Origin of the sequence: Rothia mucilaginosa, assembly GCF_964210535.1 — a bacterium.
Taxonomy (GTDB): Bacteria; Actinomycetota; Actinomycetes; order Actinomycetales; family Micrococcaceae; genus Rothia; species Rothia mucilaginosa_F.
This window is the reverse complement of record NZ_CAXOMR010000010.1, coordinates 16,903-37,256: the sequence shown is the minus strand read 5'-3', so window position 1 is coordinate 37,256 and position 20,354 is coordinate 16,903. Positions and strand designations below refer to the sequence as shown.

Here is a 20,354-nt window from a genome sequence, read left to right as displayed (position 1 = left end):
TTTACTCTGGACTAGTTCTGGGGCGATGTGACGAATTATGAAGCGAACTAGCGGTGAAACGGAAGGAGCGCTTGTGAAGCTGAGCGAATTTTGGGCGTGCATGGAGTATGAGTTCGGTGCCGGGTATGCGCCGGTGCTGGCGCGCGACTTGGTGCTGGGTGCGCTGGGCCATGTGACCGCTGCGGAGGCGCTGGACCAGGGCGTTAATCCGAAGGATGTGTGGCTTGCGATTTGTGATGAGCAGGAGATTCCGCAGGAGCGCCGCCTGGGCCCGGATAAGGAGCCGCTGCGCTAAGTAGCGTGGGTGGCATTGCCTACCGTAGGGGCGGGGCATCCTATGTGTTCGAGTGCTAGCGCTCGCGCGGGCGGTATTTTCGAATAATCAGCCGGAATTTCGGGGTTTTTCGAAAATATATGCCGAAACCCTATCCGATTCATTCGAAACTAGGTCGTAATTTTGTTCGATTCGTGCTAGACTTTTCCACATCAGGAATTTTTCGGAAAAATCTTCAGAGTTTTCCACAGATTTTAAAAAATGGCCTTATCCTGTCAGGCTGTGACCCTAGAGTAGTCTCAGAAGGAACCGGTAGGCCACAACCTTCAAGGTCTCGATTACGAGTCCCACCGATTCCGAAGAAACATTACTCCCGTCAACCACTGACAACACAAAGAACGAGGTACTACCGTGGCTAAGAACACCAAGTCTCAGAGCGTAGCTCGCGTTCCCGAAGAGGGTCGCGCCAAGGCACTTGAAGCCGTGATGGCACAGATCGACAAGAACTACGGCAAGGGTGCAGTCATGCGCCTGGGTGATAAGGAAACCACCAAGACCGAGGTTATCTCCACCGGCGCTATCGCCCTGGATGCCGCTCTGGGCATTGGCGGTCTGCCCCGCGGCCGCGTTATCGAGATTTACGGTCCCGAGTCCTCCGGTAAGACCACCGTCGCACTGCACGCGGTAGCGAACGTTCAGAAGGCAGGCGGCGTGGCAGCGTTCATCGACGCCGAGCACGCACTGGACCCGATTTACGCGGCAAAGCTGGGCGTGGACATCGACCAGCTGCTGGTTTCTCAGCCCGACACCGGCGAGCAGGCACTGGAAATCATGGACATGCTGGTTGGTTCCGGCGCCGTTGATATCGTGGTCGTCGACTCCGTGGCAGCACTGGTACCCCGCGCCGAAATTGAAGGCGATATGGGTGACTCCCACGTGGGTCTGCAGGCTCGCCTCATGAGCCAGGCTCTGCGTAAGATTACCGGCCGCCTCTCCGCAACCGGCACCACCGCAATCTTCATCAACCAGCTGCGTGAGAAGATTGGTGTCTTCTTCGGCTCCCCCGAAACCACCACCGGTGGTAAGGCGCTGAAGTTCTACGCTTCGGTCCGTATCGACATTCGCCGCATTGAGACCCTCAAGGACGGCGCTAACCCGATTGGTAACCGCACCCGCGCCAAGGTTGTGAAGAACAAGATGGCTCCGCCCTTCAAGCAGGCTGAGTTCGACATCCTCTACGGTGAGGGCATCTCCGTTGAGGGTGGCATCCTTGACCTGGCGGTGGAGAATGACATCGTCAAGAAGTCCGGCGCATGGTTCACCTACGACGGTGAGCAGCTGGGCCAGGGCCGCGAGAACGTTCGTAAGCTGCTCAAGGACAACCCCGAGCTCACCGAGGAACTGCAGTACAAGGTTCTGGTGAAGCTGGGCATCATTGAGGAAGAAGCTGACGAGCAGGCAGCCGCCGAGTCCGAGGGTAATGACCCGCTGGACGAGCTGGCTGAGGAGTTCTAAGCCCTCATATAAGGCTTTGTAATGCCACGACTGATTGCCGTGTGCTGTGCATTCCGCACGGTGCACGGCAATCTGTCGTTAACGGGAGCGCGTTAACTGGCGTATCGGGGGTGCGGAGACAACGCCTCGTTACAATGGGGGAGCGCCGTACAGCTCGGCGCACGGGTCATCAAGCGAGCAGACACAGGGGAGAGGAGGAACTGAACATGACGGAACAGCGCATGACGGAACAGAACGGTCATAAAGAGCGCGAACAAAATAGCGCGCGTGACGGCGACGCGGGCTTCGCGGCGCTAGATGCGACCGAACCGCACTTTGGTTCCTCAGCGCTTGGATCCTCAGCTCTTGGTGACGCTGTATTCTCAGCGCCTGTTTCCTTTGAGCCTGTTGCCCCTCCGGTTGAGGTAGGCGGCTTCGAGGCGCTCAGTTTTGAGGCACCCGCACCTCTGGCGGAACCCACCCTCAACTGGGAAACGCCTCCCGCTGTTCTGGAGCCCGCGCCCGCTGCGCCGCAGACGGTGGAGCCCCTGTACCCGGATGAACCCTCGTATTCGGATGAGCCGCCCTACCCCGAGGAGCCTCCGTACGAGGACGAACCCCCGTATTCTGTGGAACCTGACTATGCGGGGGAGTACTGGGTACCCTCGGACGAAGCGGCACCCGCAGAAGCGGAGAAGCCCGCGCCTATTGAGCTAGAGCCCACGCAGAAAGCGCGGCAGACCGAAAAGCCTACACCCAAGAAATGGACGCGGAACAAGGCCGCGGAGCAGGTAGCCGCAGAGGAGTTTCCGGACTGGCACCCTGCCGCGCACGGTTTTGTCGAAGAAAGCATCGCCCGTGATAACGGCAACGACTATGCGGGGGAGTTCCGCGTACCTGAGCTACCCCTGCAGGCTGTGCCCTCCAACTTTGAGGATGGCAGTTCTGGGGAAGACGGCGAATCGCCGCGCCGCAGCCTGCTCGTTGACCCGAACCTGCCCGCCGTCTCGATCGATGAAGCGCCCGTGCGTGCGTTCATGCCCGGCGGTGCCGAGCCGCGCCCCATGGCGGCAGGCCGCATGAGTCGAGCCGGTGCCGCATCCATCGGATCGGGGCTCACCGCCGAAGAGAAGGAAGAGATTGAGAGGCAAGCCGCTCAGCGGGATAAGCAGAAGAAACGCAAGCCTTCGCGAGCCTCCAAGAACACCGACTATAAGCGCGGATTCCGTCGCATGAGCGCGGCGCAGGAAGAGAAAATGCGGAGCCGTTCGCCCTATGCGCCCGCCTTCGGGGCTCGCAGTGACGACGAGGAAACCCGCAAGAGCCCCACGCGCCGCGGCTCGGGAAGCAACCTATTTAGGGAGGGAAGCGCCTTGAACGAAGAACTCACCCCCGCCGAAGAGGCACTCATCCGCGGTATCGCCGAGGAGGAGGCGCAGGGTGTCGGCACCGGAAAGCGCCGCGCCGCTTCGACTGGTTCCCCAAAGGGCGGTTCTCGAGCGCACGGTTCTCAGTCGGGCAGCTCTCAGAGGGGAAACACCACTTCGCAACCGGAAAGCAACGTGCCCTCCTGGAAGCAGAAGGTGCGTGCCGCCCGCGCCGCCGAGGAGACCGACCCCTACACTCGCGCTAAAACCATCGTGTACAACCAGCTGGCGTACTCGGCAAAAACCCGAGGTCAGCTGCGGAAGAAGCTGCAGGCAGAAGGCTTCGACGCGGAGCTCATTGAGCCGCTGCTCGATAAATTCGAGGCTGCAAAACTCATTGACGACGCCGAATACGCCCAAACATTTGTGGCGCAGAAGAGCCGCACCAAGAAGCTCTCCCGCGCCGCGCTACGCCGTGAGCTCGCTGAACGCGGGGTGCGCGGTGAAGAAGCGGAGAATGCACTGGCTCAGCGCACCGACGAGCAGGAACGTGAGGACGCCGCCGAGCTGGTGCGTAAGAAGCTGCGCCCCGGCATGGACCTGAGCGACCGCGCCGAAAAGGATAGGGTGACTCGCCGACTGCTGGGGATGCTGGCTCGCCGCGGGTACTCCTCCTCGGTGTCGATGTCGGTGATTCGTGAGGAACTCGCCGTCTACGGTGCGGAGGACGAGCTCTGGTAGTTCGCGGCTTTGGCAGAAGACGGGCAGATACGCCCCGCTAAAGAGCCTCCGTGAATGAGCAAAAGGGTGGGCTCGCCACAGAAATACTCTGTAGCGAGCCCACCCTTTTATTCTTTTACGCTGTGTAAACCGCCTTGTCGAAAGCTATATCTGCCACCTACTCTGCTGCTTATTCAGCGGCACCCAGACGCTCCGCGAACTCTGCGAGGGTTGCATCCTGAGAACCGGCAATTTCCAGCAGTAGGCGCATCAGCTGCGCACCTTCGCGGCGAATACGCGGCAACAAGTCAGAACGCGCCGAAGAGGAGTACAGTTCCACCAGGGCGCACACGGTCACTGCCGCGCACACGGCAAGGTCTTCCGCCAGGTGCTCATCCAGCGGGGCGTCCTCGAAGAGTGCAGAGTACAGCGCCGGTAGCGCCTTTTTGCGGTCCACTCGGTAGCGCGGGTACTCCGGCGAGGAGGGGAAGCCCAGCATCGCCTCAACGAAGGGGAAGCCGCGGTGGTGCAGGCAGGTGCCTTCCGCATCGACCATGCGCACCTGCGCGCCGTCCGCCGAACCGATCAGCACGTTCTGCGGCGAAAAATCACCCGACGAGAGCATGTAGACACGTCCACGGTTGAGCTTGAACTGCTCGGGTACCGGCGGGCGCTTGGTGAAGAAGGGCTGCAGAACGCGGCGGAAACGGAAGGACAGCTCCTCAACTGCGGCGGGAAGAACGGGCGCATCCTCATGCTCAGCGGAGGCAGAGGCGGGGCTGGAGTCAGCACCGTGCTCGGGCGCGCGTGCCTCATCAGCCACACCGTAGAGCTTCTTCAAGCCACGCTCAGCCAGCCCCGGCGAGGCGATAGCGCCCGGGAACTGCGCCTTACGGTCAGCGCGCGCCAGGTTCAGGCGGTAATCCTCCACCGCCTCACCCATGATGCCGCTGGCGGCGAGGGAACGGTACGCCTCAATGTAGTAGTTCAGCGCATCCAGCGCCTGCTGCTCGGTGCCCTCCAGCAGGGCGTGGGCGACCGAATACTGCTCGCCCTCAACGGTCCCGGCGCTCACATCCTCCAGCGCCAGCACGCGCAGTTCGGCGTCCGCACCGTAAAGCTGCGGGAACAGACCCGGAACCTGCTGGTTCAGCGCCTCCAAGCCGTAGCGCTCACGCAGGTACCCGAAACCGCCCGCGTTCACCGTCGAATCCTTACGGCGGTAACGCTTCACAATAATCGAGGTCGGCAAAGACTGTGCAGATTCGAAAGACTGGGCAGACTCGGCCGCAGGCTCATACGCCACACGCACCACAACGGAACGCATGCCGGTACCCAAAATCTGTACGCGCTCCACCGCGCGGCCAGCCACCTGCTCCAGGGAATGCGCCCAGCTCAGCAGCTGCATCAGGGTCTGACGCATCGAGGCAGAATCAGCGCTCGCTTGAGACGGCACGGGGGAGTAGGCGGCAATCGCCTCCTCGATGAGGGGGTTTAGAAGCTCCCCGTCAGGGGCGGGGGCGGAAGAATCGTTCGGTGACAGAGCCGGAAAGTTGCTACTAAGGGAAACCTGCATAGAGCCATTATCCCCCATCGGATACCCTATAGGGCATGACTTCGACCCTCAGCGATTCCGCCCAGACCCCCGAAACCAGCCCCCGCACCTACGAAGTGCGCACTTTCGGCTGCCAGATGAACGTGCACGACTCCGAACGAATGTCCGGCCTGCTGGAGGCTAACGGCTACGTTCGCGCTGAGGAAGGCACCCAGCCCGACCTGGTGGTTTTCAACACCTGCGCGGTCCGCGAAAACGCTTCCAACCGCCTGTACGGCAACCTCGGTCAGCTGGCACCGGTCAAGCGCGCCCACAAGGGCATGCAGATCGCTGTGGGCGGCTGCCTGGCGCAGAAGGACCAGGACGCCATTATCGAGAAGGCGCCCTGGGTGGACGTCGTGTTCGGTACTCACAACATTGGTGCCCTCCCCACCCTGCTGGAGCGTGCCCGCCACAACCACGAGGCGCAGGCAGAACTGCTCGAATCCCTCGAAGTTTTCCCCTCCACCCTGCCGACTAAGCGCGACCACGTGTACTCCGGCTGGGTGTCCATCTCGGTGGGCTGTAACAATACCTGCACCTTCTGCATCGTGCCGTCTCTGCGCGGTAAGGAGAAGGACCGCCGCCCCGGCGACATTCTCGCTGAGGTTCAGGCGCTGGTCGATGACGGCGCCATTGAGGTGACCCTGCTCGGTCAGAACGTGAACTCCTACGGTGTGGAGTTCGGCGACCGCCAGGCGTTCTCCAAGCTGCTGCGTGCCTGCGGCGAGATTGAGGGCCTGGAGCGTGTGCGCTTCACCTCCCCGCACCCGGCAATGTTCACCGACGACGTGATTGACGCGATGGCGGAGACCCCGAACGTCATGCCCGTGCTGCACATGCCGCTGCAGTCCGGCTCCGACAAGGTGCTCAAGGACATGCGCCGCTCCTACCGTTCCAAGAAGTTCCTGAACATTCTGGACAAGGTGCGCGAGCGCATCCCGAACGCCGTGATTACCACCGACATTATTGTGGGCTTCCCCGGCGAGACTGAAGAAGACTTCCAGGACACTCTGAAGGTTGTGGAACAGGCTCGTTTCTCCTCCGCGTTCACCTTCCAGTACTCGATCCGCCCCGGCACTCCGGCGGCGACCATGGAGAACCAGATTCCGAAGGATGTCGTGCAGGAACGCTACGAGCGTCTGATTGCCCTGCAGGACCGCATCGCCGGTGAAGAGAACCGCAAGCAGCTCGGTAAGACCGTTGAGCTGATGGTCGTTGCGGAGGCTGGTCGTAAGGCGGACCAGACTCACCGCCTCTCCGGTCGTGGCCCGGACCAGCGCCTCGTGCACTTCTCGGTGCCTGAGGGTTGCGAGACTCCCCGCCCCGGCGACATGGTCACCGTGCCCATTACCGAGGCTGGTTCTTTCCACCTGATTTCTGACCCGACCGCCGAGCAGTACCAGCTGCGCCGCACCCGCGCCGGTGACGCGTGGGACCGCTCCCAGGCTGACTCTTGCGGTACCGGCACCACTCAGGTGCCCGGTGCGCCGGTGGGTCTGGGCATGCCGACCATCGGTCTGCGCCCCTAAAACCTATAACGAATCATGCGCCCTGTTCTTCGGGCTCGCACCGCCACCGCAAGTGGGGGTGAGGGAACCGGTAGAATGGGGCGCATGACTATCTCCGAAACTCTGCCCGTTATCGCTATTGTGGGCCCGACCGGCACCGGTAAGAGCGCGCTCGCCATTGAGCTGGCTCTGCGCCTGAACGGTGAGTGCATTAACGCTGATTCTATGCAGTTCTACCGGGGTATGGATATTGGTACCGCGAAGGTCACCGCGGAGGAGATGCGCGGCGTTCCGCACCACCTGCTGGACATTATGGACGTGCGGGATGAGGCGTCCGTGGCGGAGTTTCAGGAGCGTAGCCGTGAGCTGATTGAGCAGATTCGCGGTCGTGGCCGCTACCCGATTCTGGTGGGTGGTTCCGGCCTGTATGTGCGTGCCGCCCTGGATAAGTTGGAGTTCCCCGGCACGGATGCGCGGGTGCGTGAGCGTCTGGAGGCGCAGGCGCGTACCGAGGGTATTGGTGTTCTGCACGCCCGCCTGGCGGAGGTCGACCCGGAGTCGGCTGCGCGGGTGAAGGATGAGCGCCGTATTATTCGAGCCCTGGAGGTATTCGAGGTGACGGGCCGCCCGTTCTCGGCGTTCATGCCGGTGCGCGAGTACGTGACGGAGAGTATTCAGATTGGTCTGGATATGGATCGTGCCCTGCTGCACGAGCGTCTGCACCGCCGCGTGGAGCTGATGCACGAGCAGGGGCTGCTCGATGAGGTTCGCACCCTGAATGAGCAGGGGCTGCAGGAGGGTAAGACCGCCTCCCGCGCGATTGGTTACGCGCAGTTCGCGCGCGCCCTTGAAGATGCGGACTACAGCGTGGAGCAGGCGATTGAGGATACGACGATCGCTACCCGCCAGTTTGCGCGCCGCCAGCTGACCTGGTTCCGTGCGGACCCGCGCGTGCACTGGCTGGATGCGCTCTCACCCACTCTTGCAGATGAGGCGGAAGCTATCATCCGCGAAAGCACCCGATAAGCCACAATAACGAGCCGCAGCCGAACAGATACCCCCTCGAACCGGTCGGCGCGGTAAAATCATAAACGGACTGGTCACCAACCTTAAGGACAGCATATGAGCGAGAACCCTTCCATCTGGGGCGAGCTGGCAGGCCTGACTCTCACTAAGGGTCACGGCACCGGTAACGACTTCATTTTTCTGACGGACGAGAACGCAGAAATTGCCCTCACCCCCGAGCTGGTAGCCCGCGCCTGCGACCGACACTTCGGCATTGGTGCGGACGGCTTCATTCGTGCTGCCCGTAGCACCGCCTCCCGCGCGGGCCAGAAGCTGCTCGAGGAGCACCCGGACGCTGTCTGGTTCATGGACTACCGCAATGGTGACGGCTCTATCGCAGAGATGTGCGGCAACGGCGTGCGTGCGTTCGTGGAGTACCTGCGCACTGAGGGCCTGATTGAGCTTGAGGTGGGCGAGACCGTCAAGATCGGTACCCGCGCCGGCGTGAAGACCGTCGCACGCACCGAAGAAGGCTACGCGATTGACATGGGTCCGTGGAGCTTCATTCACGGTGACGCTGCCCGCGAGGGTGGCGAGGACTGCCTGGTGTCTGCTCGCGGCCTGAAGACTCCGCGTGCTGGCCTGTCCATTTCGATGGGTAACCCGCATACCGTGGTGATGCTCGGCTCCGACGGTAAGCTGGACGGCCTGGACCTGCACAGCCTGCCTCAGGTGAACCCCGCCCCGGTCAACGGTACGAACGTTGAGTTTGTGGTGCCGGTCGACCTGGACGTTGAGAGCGGCGCGCAGGTGGGTGCTATCCGTATGCGCGTGCACGAACGCGGCGTGGGCGAGACTCTGTCCTGCGGTACCGGCGCGTGTGCGGCTGCTGCTGCGACTCGTTTCTGGGGCGGCGAGGAAGCACCGGATGAGTGGCTGGTGCATGTGCCCGGCGGTACCCTCGCGGTGACTTTCGTGCTGGGCCCGGATGACCTGGAGCATGTTGTTCTGGCTGGTCCGGCGCAGATGGTTGCAACCGTCGTGCTACGATAACGTGCTGTTTTAGAACAGAGATTTTATAGACAAAAGCGGCGGGTGTTTTCTGATAACACATTCAGAAAACACCCGCCGCTTTTACGTTTTTAGCAATGAGCGCCAGAGGATTTAGCGCCAGAGGTTTTAATCCTCGTAGCGGTGCACCTGCAGAATACGGAAGCCCTTCGAGGTCGCATAGCGCGACACCTCAAACTCGCCGGGGTGCAGCTGTCCAAGCTGCGCGTCCATCCACTTCTGCAAAGAATCGGAGCCCAGGTTCTTCTGAACCACCAGGTAGGCGTCACCGCCAGGCGCCAGGCGCGGTAGCCAGGTCAGCAGGATCTCGTGCAGAACCTCCTTGCCCACGCGAATCGGCGGGTTCGACCAGATGGTGTCAAAACGCAGTTCGGGGTCAACCGACTCGGGGGTTCCCACGGTAACGTTGGGCAGGCTGAGAGCGGCGGCGTTGCGTTCGGTCAGGCTAATGGAGCGGGAGTTCACATCCACCGCGTGCACCTGCGCCTGCGGGGCGAGCATCGCCAGGGTCAGGGTAATGGGGCCCCAACCGCAGCCGATGTCGAGCATGCGTTCGCCCTGCGGATCGGGTGCTTCCTGCAGCAAAATAGCGGTGCCCTTATCAATGCCGGAGGGGCTGAAAATGCCGTTAGCTGTGGTGACGGTGACCTTGCGGCCGGCAAGCTCCACCTGCACGGGGCGGGGCTTGAATTCGGTCTCGGGGGTTTCAGAGAAATAATGCTGCTCGCTCATGCTATCCAGTGTACCGGTAGGGCAAGAACACGCCGCACACGGGCAGAGTATGCGCGGGGCGGGTCAGGAGCTTGCACGCCCTGAGCGCACAGGTGACCGAACCCCCTACCTGAAGCGGGCAACGGCGGTAGAATTAGAGTCGTATGAATTCTAAGAACACCCCCGTATCTGATACCGAAAAGCTGCCCAGCGATGAGCAGCTGCGCCGCACCGTAGACCGCGTTCTGGGTCGCTCCCAGGCCACCGCCTCCGTCACGACGTATGACGCCGCCGGTACCGCGCACCACAGCGATAACTCCTCCAGCACGCACGGCAACACTAGCCGCCGTGTGCTGGATACTCGCGCACGCGAAATTTCTGACGTTCAGCGCGAACACTCTGAATATGACGGTGACCAGGAGGACCTTGCCGAGCGCCGCGCACTGCGCCGTATCGCGAACCTCTCCACCGAGCTTGAAGACGTCACCGAGGTTGAGTACCGCCAGCTGCGCCTGGAGCGTGTGGTGCTTGCCGGCCTGTGGACTGAGGGCACCGTCGAGGATGCCGAGAACTCCCTGCGTGAGCTCGCGGCACTGGCTGAAACCGCAGGTTCCGAGGTTCTGGACGGCCTGGTTCAGCGCCGCCTCAAGCCGGACCCCGGTACCTTCCTTGGCTCCGGTAAGGCGCTCGAACTCAAGGACATTGTGGAGGCGACCGGCGCCGACACCGTGATTGTCGACTCCGAACTGGCGCCCTCTCAGCGTCGTGCCCTCGAAGACATTGTGAAGGTCAAGGTCATTGACCGCACCGCCCTGATTCTCGACATTTTCGCTCAGCACGCTAAGTCCCGCGAGGGTAAGGCGCAGGTTGAGCTGGCTCAGCTGGAGTACATGCTGCCGCGTCTGCGTGGTTGGGGTGCGTCCCTGTCCCGTCAGGCGGGTGGCCGTGCCGCAGCCGGTGAGGGTATCGGTTCGCGTGGTCCCGGTGAAACCAAGATTGAGATGGACCGCCGCCGCCTGCGCGCTCGCATGGCGAAGCTGAAGCGTGAGATTGCTGCGATGGCGCCGGCGCGTGAGACGAAGCGCCTGAACCGCCGCCGTAACCGTGTGCCTTCGGTGGCTATTGCCGGGTACACGAACGCGGGTAAGTCCTCCCTGCTGAACCGTCTGACCGACGCGGGCGTGCTCGTGGAGAACGCCCTGTTTGCGACCCTGGACCCGACCGTCCGTAAGGCTCAGACCCCGGACGGCATCGGCTACACCCTCTCCGACACGGTGGGTTTCGTGCGCTCGCTGCCGACCCAGCTGGTGGAGGCGTTCCGCTCCACCCTGGAAGAGGTCGCCGACGCTGACGTGATCCTGCACGTGGTGGATGCTTCGCACCCGGACCCGGAGGGGCAGATTCGCGCTGTCCGCGAGGTCATCGCGGAGGTTGACGCCCGCCATATCCCCGAGATCATTGTGCTGAATAAGGCGGACGCCGCCGACCCGTTCGTGCTGGAGCGTATGCGTCAGCGCGAGCCGGAGCACGTGATTGTTTCGGCGCGTACCGGTGAGGGCATTGAGGAGCTGAAGCAGAAGATTGCGGACACCATTCCGCGCCCCTCCATTGAGGTGAAGCTGCTGATTCCGTACTCGCACGGTGAGATTATTTCGCGCCTGCACGAATGGGACGCCGAAATTAAGAGCACCGATTTCGTATCGGACGGCACCTTCGTGGTGGCTCTGGTCCGTGAGGATGTCGCCTCCGAACTGTCCGAGTATGTGCTGGAGGGCGACCTGCTGGAGGTCCTGGAAGAGGAACTTGCGGAGGCGCACGCCCTGGCTGAAGCGACCGCTTCTGTTTCCGAGCAGTCCTCTACCCCCGAGGCTCTCTAAGGGCGGATGAGCGTGACCGAGAGCATCAACGCGCCCAAAAACACCCCGGGAACTGTGCCCGGATTGGCGACCGACGGCACCCGATTCACCGGGCAGGAGTTTGAGACCCTGCCCGGTGCGAAGGATGCCCTGACCCTGCTGGACGAGGCGGTTGCCGCCACCGGCGGTCAGAACCGTGCCGGTCAGCGCACCATGGCGGCGCATGTGGCGCAGGCTCTTGAGCTGCAGCGTCACCTGCTGGTTCAGGCGGGTACCGGTACCGGTAAGTCCCTGGGCTACCTGGTTCCTGCCCTGGCGCGTGTGGGGGAATCGGACCAGCCGATTGTGGTTGCGACGGCGACCCTCGCCCTGCAGGCGCAGATCGTGAACCGTGATATTCCGCGTCTTCTGGAAGCGCTGGAGCCGCGTCCGGAGTCGCAGGCGCAGGTGGCTCTGCTCAAGGGCCGTAATAACTACCTGTGCCTGCACAAGCTGGAGGGCGGCTACCCGGAAGACGAGCCGGATGCTCTCTTTGACATGCCTTCTTCGACCTCCCGCGTGGGCGAGGAAGTGGTGCGTCTGCGCGAGTGGGCTGACCGCACTGAGACCGGTGACCGTGACGAGCTGAAGCCCGGCGTCTCTGACCGCGCATGGGCTCAGGTATCGGTCAGTGCCGCCGAGTGTCTGGGTCGCCGCTGCCCGCTGGTGGAAGAGTGCTTTAGCGAGATGGCGCGTGGCCGTGCCGCTGAGGCTGATATTGTCATCACGAACCACGCCCTGCTGGCGATTAACGCTTTCGAGGGCATGAAGGTTCTGCCCGAGCACGAGACCGTCATCATCGACGAGGCCCACGAGCTGGTGGACCGCGTGACCGGTGCCGTGTCTGGTTCTTTGACGGTTGCGATGGTTCGCCGTGCGGTGCGTAGCGTGAAGAAGCATTCGAAGGCTGATTCCGGGGCCCTGGAGATGGCGGCAGGCACCCTGGAGACCGCGTTCGAGGGGCTTGCCGAGGGCCTGCTGAAAGGTCTGGACGGTCGCCTTTTGACCGCTATTTCTGCGGTCAATGATGCCGCCCGCACTGCCCTGTCCGATACCAAGCCGGACGGTCAGGACGTTGATGCCGGCCTGCAGATGGCGCGCTCGCGTGTCTCTGAGGTGCACGACATGAGTAGCCGCATTCTGGAGGCTTCGGGCGAGCAAGACGTGCTGTGGATTTCTCGTCAGGGTGGTTGGGAGAACGGCCGCTATGTGGCTGCTTCCGATACCGATCCGGCGACCCTGAATATCGCTCCGTTGAGCGTTGGCCTGCAGCTACGTGACGGCCTGTTCGCTGACCGCACCGTGATTCTGACGAGTGCGACCCTGACAGTGGGTGACTCTTTCGAGGTTGCCGCCGGTGCCCTGGGGTTGCAGGGCGAGGGCGCGCCGCGCTGGACGAGCATCGACGTAGGTTCGCCGTTCGACTACCGCAAACAGGGCATCATGTACGTCGCCGGGGATTTGAAACCTCCGGTATTCGGTGTGCATGAGGGGCAGCTGGAGCGCCTGCGTGAGCTGTGCGAGGCCTCGGAGGGCGGTGCCCTGGGCCTGTTCTCCTCGAAGCGTGCCGCCGAGCGTGCCGCCGAGTACATGCGTGAGCACAGCGACCTGAACATTCTTCTGCAGGGCGAGTCTTCGCTCAAGGCTCTGGTGGAGGAGTTCAGCGAGGACGTTGACTCGTGCCTCTTCGGTACGATGAGCCTGTGGCAGGGCGTGGACGTTCCCGGTGACTCTTGCCGCCTGGTGGTGATGGACCGCATTCCGTTCCCGCGCCCGGATGACCCGATTGCGCAGGCTCGTACGGAGGCGGTGAACCGTCACCGCGGTAACGGCTTTATGGCGGTTTCTGCTCACCACGCGGCGATTCGTATGGCGCAGGGCGCGGGTCGCCTGATCCGTTCGGTGTCTGACCGCGGCGTGGTGGCTGTACTGGATTCTCGTGTGGCGACTAAACGTTACGGCGGTTTCTTGATGAAGGCGATGCCGCCGATGTGGTCGACGCAGAATAAGGCAGCCGTGATTGGTGCGCTGGCTCGTCTTTCGGCGAGTATTGAGCGTTAGCTCGGGCGAGATCCATTCCTTGCCGCGCCGCCGCCCCGTTTTGGGCATATAAATTTAGACATATAGAAATCACCCCGGTGATACGTGAACGTTTACGTATCACCGGGGTGATTTCTATAGAGAGCTAAGAGCCCTAACGGTTATGTCTGTTAGAAGCCGTGCTGTTTAGAACCAGCTTCTTTTAGAAGCTGTGCTGTTGAGAGCCCGCGTCTTCTAGAGACTGCAATTTTTAGAGACTTGTATCTTCTAGAGACTACGCAGCACGGAGACGACCTTACCCATAACGGTTGCGCGGTCGCCCATAATCGGCTCGTAGTTAGAGTTGCGCGGCATGAGCCAGGTGTGGCCGTCAACCTGACGGAACACCTTTACGGTTGCTTCATCGTCGAGCAGAGCAGCAACGATATCGCCGTTGTCTGCGGTGTGCTGCTCGCGGACAACCACCCAGTCGCCGTCGCAGATTGCGGCGTCAATCATGGAATCGCCCTTGACCTTGAGCATGAAGAGCTTGCCGTTACCGACCAGCTGGCGGGGCAGGGCGAGCACATCTTCCACGGACTGCTCGGCGGTGATGGGACCACCCGCTGCAATTCGTCCAACCAGGGGAACGGGTACGAGGTCTTCATCGCCGACTTCGAAGTTCGGCAGCTCGGGCAGGGAAGAGGAAGCGCTACCGTGGATGCCGACGCCGTTCTCATCCAGCACCTCAATGGCGCGGGGGAGCTTGGGGTCGCGGCGAATGTAGCCCATGGTCTCGAGGCGGCCGAGCTGGTGAGTGACCGAGGACAGGGACGCAAGACCCACCATGTCACCAATCTGACGCATGGACGGCGGGTAACCCTTTTGTTCAATCTCGGTGCGGATCGCGTCAAGAATCTTCTGCTGGCGCGCGGTCAGCGCCGGACGGGGTGCTGTTGCCATTTCTTTTCCTTCGGTCTGTGCCCCGATTTCTGTATTCCGGTCTCTGCAGTCTGTTTGAGACACAGTCCGGTCGGGGCACGGATGGGTGCTTCACACGTTTTCCGATGGTGTCCTAAAAATTTTTTTGGTTCTGCTGAAATTGGTCTTATCTCGTCAGGGGGTGGAGGAATTCTATCCGTGCCGGAGCGATACGCGGGCAACGAGTATGCGCCTCCGCCCTATAAAACTCAGTCAGCAGCACCTGCATTTAGATACAGAACCAAGCTGTAACGGGTACAGAAACCTGCTGTGAGTAGGACTCATCAGGAGCGTGTGGAACGTCTCTTGACACCAGTGTAGAACACTACACCGAAAAACTCAAACAAATATTCTAGATTTTTTCTTCGAAACTCGAAGAAATTTTTAGTACATCTCTGCTAGACTTTAGAACAAGAGTTCGTATATACTCTTGAATCTCTCCTGAAATTCAGGATTTACGGGTGAATGTTCGAAAAATATTCGAAGATTCGACCCGGAGTCTTCCAGGAGGGGCGAGTGAAGGAGTGTTCGAATGTATTCGAATCCTCTGCCTCTCTCTTCGCACGATCTACCCCGGATGCTCTAGGGAGCATCCGGCGAAGAGAGAGCGCAGGGGATGGGGTGTTGGGGCGACCCAGCGCAACCCGGTGCATCCGGCGCTCTGACCTAACTAGAGAATAGCTACCCAATAGTTATCGCCTAACAATCACCACTCCATAGTTATCACTCAACTAGGACCTTCGAGCGGGTATCGCTCGGCATTGCTAGACCCGCGGGGTAACCCCGGGGCGAGCTAAGAGAAAGGAACCACAATGACTACTGCAGCACCTATTGCTTCTCGTGGCACTTCTGCACACCTTCCGGCAGGTTTGGTGGTACTTCACCCCGCCCGCACTACCCAGCGTCACACGCGTGTGACTTCTTCTCCTCAGTCTGTTCGCTCTTCTCGTGCGGCTCATGCACCCCGTCCCGCGCAGGTGGCTCAGCCTACCCACGCTCCCACCGTATCTGCCCCCGCTGTTTCTGCTCAGAAGTCCGCACCGGTTCGCCCTGTAGCTTCTGAGACGCAGGCTGCTTCTGATGCACAGGCGCCTAGCGTGAAGAGTGCTCTTCTGGCTAGGGGAGGCGAACTTCTGCGCTCTGTTCCCGCTTCTATTCGTCGTCTCGGTACTCCGCGCGGTTTCCTGAAGGGTCTGCCCCTGCTGACCCTGGCGGCGCTGATTGTGCTCGGCGCTATTAGCTTTTTCGGTCCGGCGGCTTCTGCTTCCGTGGAGAATGCTTCGGTGACTCGAACTGTCGTCGTGGTCAAGCACGGCGAGACCCTGTGGGATATTGCTCGAGAGGTCAATCCGCAGGGTGACACCCGTGATACTGTGGTTCGTATTATGGAGTTGAACTCGCTGACCAGCACCTCTGTTGATGCCGGTCAGCGTCTGGAAATTCCTCAGACTCAGCGCTAAGCATGGACCCGTGTGTGGTTGGCTTCTGCATGAGGTTGATGTCTTGACTCCGAATCCTTCATCTCTCAAGCTAGAGTGCTTGAACCGAATTCTGAGCCTATGAAATAGGAGCGCACCGATGCCTGTCCCCGCTGAATCCAGAGCCGTCGAAACTGAAACTGTGCAGAGCACTCGTCCTGTGGTTGCCGTCTTGGGCGAACCTGGAACCCGTGGCGCCCTGGTGAAGCTCCTCCAGGATGCGGGGGCGGACGTTATCGTCACTACCGTGCCCGATCAGCTACGTGAGGCTGACGGCATGGTGGTTGCTGGCGGTGTGAGCTCTCTCGAGGCGTACGAAGATCTGAAAGCTAAGGACGCTGAGCGCGTGATTGGCCGCCGCGTGGCGGGTGGTCGTCCGGTGCTGGCTGCCGGCGCAGCGCTGAGCTGTCTTTTTGACTCTATTACGGTGGAGCATCCGCAGATGGGTCAGGTTCAGGTGCAGTGCATGGGGGAGTGGCCCGGCGAGAGTGTGGAGCTTTCTACCCGCGACCTGATGCCCGGAACTTCCGCTCTGAGCCCGTCTGCCGATAGCGCGCTGCTCAAGGACCTTGAGGGTGAGGCTCACTTCAAGTCCGAGCACGGTGTTTTTGAGTGGGCTTTTGACCAGAGCATTGAATATATCGCCCCTCCCGCGGTGACCTGGACGGCAACCGAACCCGCCTATATTGCGGCGGTTGAGAACGGCCCGCTGACGGCGGTGCAGTTCTGCCCGGTAGGTTCTGGTGAGCTGGGTGCGGAGTTTATGCGCCGCTGGGTCGCCTCCCTTGCTGTGACCGGTCGTCTGTCTTCTGGCGACTCCGCTACTGCTGCAGGAGGTAACTAATGTCTGCACCCGTTCTTGAACTTCTACCTGCCGTCGATATTTCCGAAGGCTACGCGGTGCGCCCGGTGGGTGGCACCCTGTCCGGTGGTGAGCAGCGCCTCGACCCGGTGGAGGCGGCTCTGACCTGGGTGAAGGCGGGTACCCGCTGGATTCACCTGGTTGACCTTGATTTGGCGTTTGGCCGCGGCACGAATACTGAGGTTTTGGCTGAGGTGGTAGCCGCCGTCCGTGCCGAGAATGCCCGAACGGGCTCCGCTCCGGTTCGTATCCAGGTCAGCGGCGGCGTTCGTAATGCTGAGAGCCTGGAGCGCGCCCTGAGTCTGAACCCGGACCGCGTGAACGTGACCAGTGCGGCTCTGGCAGATTCTTCCTGGCTTGAAAGCACCCTGGCTCGCTACGCGGATTCTGATCTTTTGGCTCTTGGCCTGGACGCCCGTTACAACCTCGAGCTTGGCTGGGTGACGGTGGCTCGCGGTACCGAATGGTCGGGTCCTGACCTGGCGGAGGCGCTGGCTTGGCTGGAGGGCGCGGGCGTGCGCCGCTATATTGTTACGGACGTGAGCAAGGATGGCTCTCTGGCGGGTCCCGGTGCGGAGCTGTTGGATGAGGTGCTGGCTCAGACTGCCTGCCGGGTGGTGGCGTCCGGTGGTGTGGCGTCGCTGGCTGATCTTGAGAAGCTGCGTTCCATGGTGCCTTATGGGCTGGAGGGCGTGGTGCTTGGTAAGGCACTGTATGTGGGGAACTTTAGTTTTGAGCAGGCTCTTGAGGCCGCTGGCTCCCGCTAAAGCTTCCGGTTCGCTCTAGCCCGCATATTTAGTCCATGCAGGTTTCTCGTCCGCACAGACTTTATACATAACGAAGCCCCGTCTCCCTCATCGTGAGGGAGACGGGGCTTCGCTGTAAGTAGACCAGATGCGGCTTGGCGGCCCGAGCGGGTTAGAAACCTGGTTTAGTAGACCGGGCCGGTGAGCTTTTCACCGGGGCCCTTGCCGGGCTCGTCCGGGAAGGGGGATGCTTCGCGGAATGCGAGTTGCAGGGTGCGCAGGCCGTCGCGCAGGGGTGCTGCGTGCTGGGAGCCGATTTCGGGTGCTGCTGCGGTGACGAGGCCTGCCAGTGCAGTGATGAGCTTGCGCGCTTCGTCGAGGTCCTTGAGGTCGTCGGCGTTTTCGTCGGCTGCGAGGCCGCACTTGACGGCTGCGGCGCTCATCATGTGGATGGCTGCGGAGCTGATGATTTCGATGGCGGGTACGTCTGCGATGTCGCGCAGCTGTTCGTTGACGGCCTCGACCTGCTCTTCGGTGAGTTCGGTGTGGCCGTGTACGGGGGTTTCTTCTTCCGCGGTGAAGCGGAAACTCGTGTTTTCAGTGCTCATAGTCCTAGAATCTCATATTTCGTTTGTTTCGGTAAATGCGTCCTTAAGAGTGGGCGCCTCTTGGACTTTCCGCGAGATGTCCCGCATTTTTTTATGGTGTTTTGCGTCTATTTCCTTGCGTCTGTCGGGGATTCTGCGGTATGGTTGTAGGCAGTTTGCAAGTGGAGCATGCCTCCCACCCGGTTGACCGCCGCAGGCGTTTGTTTGCGAGTTTTGAGGTGAACGGGTTCGTCCGCCGCTTTCGGCGTACGCTGGTTTGTGCCTCCGCTTGTGTAACTGCGGGGGCTTTTTTAGTGCCCGCAACGGATAGTATTCACGGGGAAACCCACAGAGCACAGGAGCTAGTCATTAGCGAACCACGCATTAACGATCGTATCCGCGTTCCCGAGGTCCGTCTTGTCGGTCCCGGTGGCGAGCAGGTAGGCGTTGTCCCTCTGAAGGACGCTCTGCGTCTGGCTGAGGACGCCGAACTCGACCTGGTCGAGGTTGCCCCGAACGCGAAGCCGCCCGTGTGCAAGCTCATGGATTACGGTAAGTACAAGTACGAAGCCGCAATCAAGGCTCGTGAATCCCGCAAGAAGCAGGCTAATGCCGTTCTGAAGGAGATCCGTTTCCGCCTGAAGATTGATACCCACGACTACGAAACCAAGGTTGGACACGCTCGTCGTTTCCTTTCCGGTGGTGACAAGGTCAAGGCAATGATTCAGTTCCGTGGTCGTGAGCAGCAGCGCCCCGAGATGGGTGTGCGTCTGCTGGAGCGTCTGGCGGCTGAGCTGGCTGAGGTGAGCACCGTTGAGTCTCGCCCCCGTCAGGATGGCCGCAACATGGTGATGGTTCTGGCTCCGCTTCGCGGTAAGGCAGAGGCTCGCCGTGAGCAGGGCGCCGGCGGTCGCAAGGGTCGCGAGCGTATTGACACGACCAAGGCGAAGCCCGTAACTAATTCTCTGGCAGACGCTATGCCTGCCGAGTTGAAGGCGCAGGCTTCCGCCGAGTAGGGAACCGGGTCGTCACTTTAGGATGGGCACGCGCCTCCACCGTTGGGTGGGTGTTGCGGGTTCACCCGGTGCCGGTTCCGAGGCACCTCGCGAGGGGTGCCTCACCTTTGGTCCTTGGGGCTGATGCGTGTATCGCTCAACCCCACTAAGCTACCCCGCTGTTGTGGCGGGGGATGAATGTAAGGAGAACGGCAGCTATGCCGAAGCAGAAGACCCACTCTGGTGCTAAGAAGCGCTTCAAGCTCACCGGTAGCGGCAAGGTTAAGCGCCAGCAGGCGAACCGTCGCCACTACCTGGAGCACAAGTCCTCTCGTCTGACCCGTCGTCTGGCTTCTGACCAGATCGTTACCGGCGGCCAGGCAAAGGTTGTCAAGAAGATGCTGGGTAAGTAAGCAACGCTTACTCTCTGCACCTGGCGCACCGATAGTGGTGCGCACTGATTAAAGACTCGCTCCTGTTCAGCGTGATATGTGAGCTGTTCAGGACATAAGACGAAGGAGACACACGTGGCACGTGTGAAGCGCGCGGTTAACGCGCACAAGAAGCGCCGTACTATTCTCGATCGTGCATCCGGCTACCGCGGTCAGCGTTCTCGCCTGTACCGTAAGGCTAAGGAGCAGGTCACTCACTCGCTGGTTTACAGCTACGACCACCGTCGTAAGAAGAAGGGTGACTTCCGTCGCCTGTGGATTCAGCGTATTAACGCTGCTTCCCGCGCACAGGGCCTGACCTACAACCGCTTCATCCAGGGCCTGAAGGCTGCTGGTGTTGAGGTTGACCGCCGTATGCTGGCTGAGCTGGCTGTTAACGAGCCCGCTGCCTTCAACGCACTGGTTGAGATTGCTAAGAACAACCTGCCCGAGGACACCTCGGCTCCCAAGGCTTAATTAGCCTAGGTTGTGTTCTTACCTCGAAGATCTAGGTTCGGGGTAGGATGCTTAAGCGTCGTGAGCGGCCGTCTGCACTTTTGAGTGTGGGCGGTCGCTTTCTGCGTATCTGGGGGGCGCTGGTGACTGTTCTGCG

General features: G+C 61.2%; 18 protein-coding genes. 14 read left to right on the top strand and 4 right to left on the bottom strand.

Going from position 1 to position 20,354, the window contains the following annotated elements:
• Nucleotides 1-73 precede the first annotated feature (73 nt).
• The 3 genes from AB8C10_RS04890 to AB8C10_RS04880 all read left to right on the top strand — a co-directional run bounded on the left by AB8C10_RS04890 (nt 74) and on the right by AB8C10_RS04880 (nt 3,876).
• Nucleotides 74-295 (top strand): DUF3046 domain-containing protein, encoded by a 222-nt coding sequence (locus tag AB8C10_RS04890; protein WP_070832680.1) that lies wholly within the window; start codon nt 74-76, stop codon nt 293-295.
• 390 nt (nt 296-685) lie between these two features.
• Nucleotides 686-1,789, top strand: coding sequence for a recombinase RecA (gene recA, locus AB8C10_RS04885; RefSeq protein ID WP_070643892.1), 1,104 nt, complete (start codon nt 686-688; stop codon nt 1,787-1,789).
• A 206-nt stretch (nt 1,790-1,995) separates the two neighbouring features.
• Nucleotides 1,996-3,876 carry a regulatory protein RecX gene (locus AB8C10_RS04880; RefSeq protein ID WP_368867030.1) on the top strand — a complete coding sequence of 627 codons (1,881 nt, stop codon included), beginning with the start codon at nt 1,996-1,998 and terminating at the stop codon, nt 3,874-3,876.
• Between the two features lie 169 nt (nt 3,877-4,045).
• On the opposite strand, the gene AB8C10_RS04875 is transcribed toward AB8C10_RS04880, so the two are convergent.
• Nucleotides 4,046-5,431, bottom strand: a complete 1,386-nt coding sequence (locus AB8C10_RS04875) for a hemin ABC transporter substrate-binding protein (protein ID WP_368867029.1) — start codon at nt 5,429-5,431, stop codon at nt 4,046-4,048.
• Between the two features lie 35 nt (nt 5,432-5,466).
• Between AB8C10_RS04875 and miaB the strand changes: the two genes are divergently transcribed.
• The 3 genes from miaB to dapF all read left to right on the top strand — a co-directional run bounded on the left by miaB (nt 5,467) and on the right by dapF (nt 9,018).
• Nucleotides 5,467-6,981 carry a tRNA (N6-isopentenyl adenosine(37)-C2)-methylthiotransferase MiaB gene (miaB, locus tag AB8C10_RS04870; RefSeq protein ID WP_049355142.1) on the top strand — a complete coding sequence of 505 codons (1,515 nt, stop codon included), beginning with the start codon at nt 5,467-5,469 and terminating at the stop codon, nt 6,979-6,981.
• 84 nt (nt 6,982-7,065) lie between these two features.
• Complete coding sequence (miaA, locus tag AB8C10_RS04865; protein WP_439958518.1) at nt 7,066-7,986, top strand: tRNA (adenosine(37)-N6)-dimethylallyltransferase MiaA; 921 nt, start codon at nt 7,066-7,068, stop codon at nt 7,984-7,986.
• Between the two features lie 96 nt (nt 7,987-8,082).
• Nucleotides 8,083-9,018: a diaminopimelate epimerase gene (dapF, locus tag AB8C10_RS04860; protein WP_070643906.1), complete on the top strand. Its 936-nt coding sequence runs from the start codon at nt 8,083-8,085 to the stop codon at nt 9,016-9,018.
• 126 nt (nt 9,019-9,144) lie between these two features.
• On the opposite strand, the gene AB8C10_RS04855 is transcribed toward dapF, so the two are convergent.
• Nucleotides 9,145-9,768 carry a class I SAM-dependent methyltransferase gene (locus AB8C10_RS04855; protein ID WP_368867027.1) on the bottom strand — a complete coding sequence of 208 codons (624 nt, stop codon included), beginning with the start codon at nt 9,766-9,768 and terminating at the stop codon, nt 9,145-9,147.
• A gap of 143 nt (nt 9,769-9,911) precedes the next feature.
• Here AB8C10_RS04855 and hflX point away from each other — a divergent pair, with 143 nt between their 5' ends.
• Nucleotides 9,912-11,624 (top strand): GTPase HflX, encoded by a 1,713-nt coding sequence (gene hflX / locus AB8C10_RS04850; protein ID WP_368867026.1) that lies wholly within the window; start codon nt 9,912-9,914, stop codon nt 11,622-11,624.
• Nucleotides 11,625-11,630: 6 nt separating this feature from the next.
• On the top strand, nt 11,631-13,703 hold the full coding sequence (locus AB8C10_RS04845) for an ATP-dependent DNA helicase (RefSeq protein ID WP_368867025.1): 2,073 nt from the start codon (nt 11,631-11,633) through the stop codon (nt 13,701-13,703).
• Between the two features lie 246 nt (nt 13,704-13,949).
• Here the strand turns inward: AB8C10_RS04845 and lexA are convergent, their stop codons facing one another.
• On the bottom strand, nt 13,950-14,624 hold the full coding sequence (gene lexA, locus AB8C10_RS04840; RefSeq protein WP_005507121.1) for a transcriptional repressor LexA: 675 nt from the start codon (nt 14,622-14,624) through the stop codon (nt 13,950-13,952).
• Nucleotides 14,625-15,454: 830 nt separating this feature from the next.
• On the opposite strand from lexA, the gene AB8C10_RS04835 reads away from it, so the two are divergent.
• The 3 genes from AB8C10_RS04835 to AB8C10_RS04825 all read left to right on the top strand — a co-directional run bounded on the left by AB8C10_RS04835 (nt 15,455) and on the right by AB8C10_RS04825 (nt 17,749).
• A complete protein-coding gene (locus AB8C10_RS04835; RefSeq protein WP_368867024.1) occupies nt 15,455-16,102 on the top strand; it encodes a LysM peptidoglycan-binding domain-containing protein in 648 nt (215 codons plus the stop codon).
• Between the two features lie 118 nt (nt 16,103-16,220).
• Nucleotides 16,221-16,964, top strand: coding sequence for an imidazole glycerol phosphate synthase (locus AB8C10_RS04830; protein ID WP_368867023.1), 744 nt, complete (start codon nt 16,221-16,223; stop codon nt 16,962-16,964).
• On the top strand, nt 16,964-17,749 hold the full coding sequence (locus AB8C10_RS04825; protein ID WP_368867022.1) for a HisA/HisF-related TIM barrel protein: 786 nt from the start codon (nt 16,964-16,966) through the stop codon (nt 17,747-17,749). Before AB8C10_RS04830 ends, AB8C10_RS04825 begins: the two co-directional genes overlap by 1 nt.
• Nucleotides 17,750-17,913: 164 nt before the next feature.
• Here the strand turns inward: AB8C10_RS04825 and AB8C10_RS04820 are convergent, their stop codons facing one another.
• Nucleotides 17,914-18,336, bottom strand: coding sequence for a DUF1844 domain-containing protein (locus tag AB8C10_RS04820; RefSeq protein ID WP_012903892.1), 423 nt, complete (start codon nt 18,334-18,336; stop codon nt 17,914-17,916).
• 293 nt (nt 18,337-18,629) lie between these two features.
• Here AB8C10_RS04820 and infC point away from each other — a divergent pair, with 293 nt between their 5' ends.
• The 3 genes from infC to rplT all read left to right on the top strand — a co-directional run bounded on the left by infC (nt 18,630) and on the right by rplT (nt 20,218).
• Complete coding sequence (gene infC / locus AB8C10_RS04815; protein WP_005507875.1) at nt 18,630-19,331, top strand: translation initiation factor IF-3; 702 nt, start codon at nt 18,630-18,632, stop codon at nt 19,329-19,331.
• A gap of 197 nt (nt 19,332-19,528) precedes the next feature.
• A complete protein-coding gene (gene rpmI, locus AB8C10_RS04810; protein ID WP_004006287.1) occupies nt 19,529-19,723 on the top strand; it encodes a 50S ribosomal protein L35 in 195 nt (64 codons plus the stop codon).
• A 114-nt stretch (nt 19,724-19,837) separates the two neighbouring features.
• Nucleotides 19,838-20,218 (top strand): 50S ribosomal protein L20, encoded by a 381-nt coding sequence (rplT, locus tag AB8C10_RS04805; protein WP_005507127.1) that lies wholly within the window; start codon nt 19,838-19,840, stop codon nt 20,216-20,218.
• The last annotated feature ends 136 nt before the right edge of the window (nt 20,219-20,354 follow it).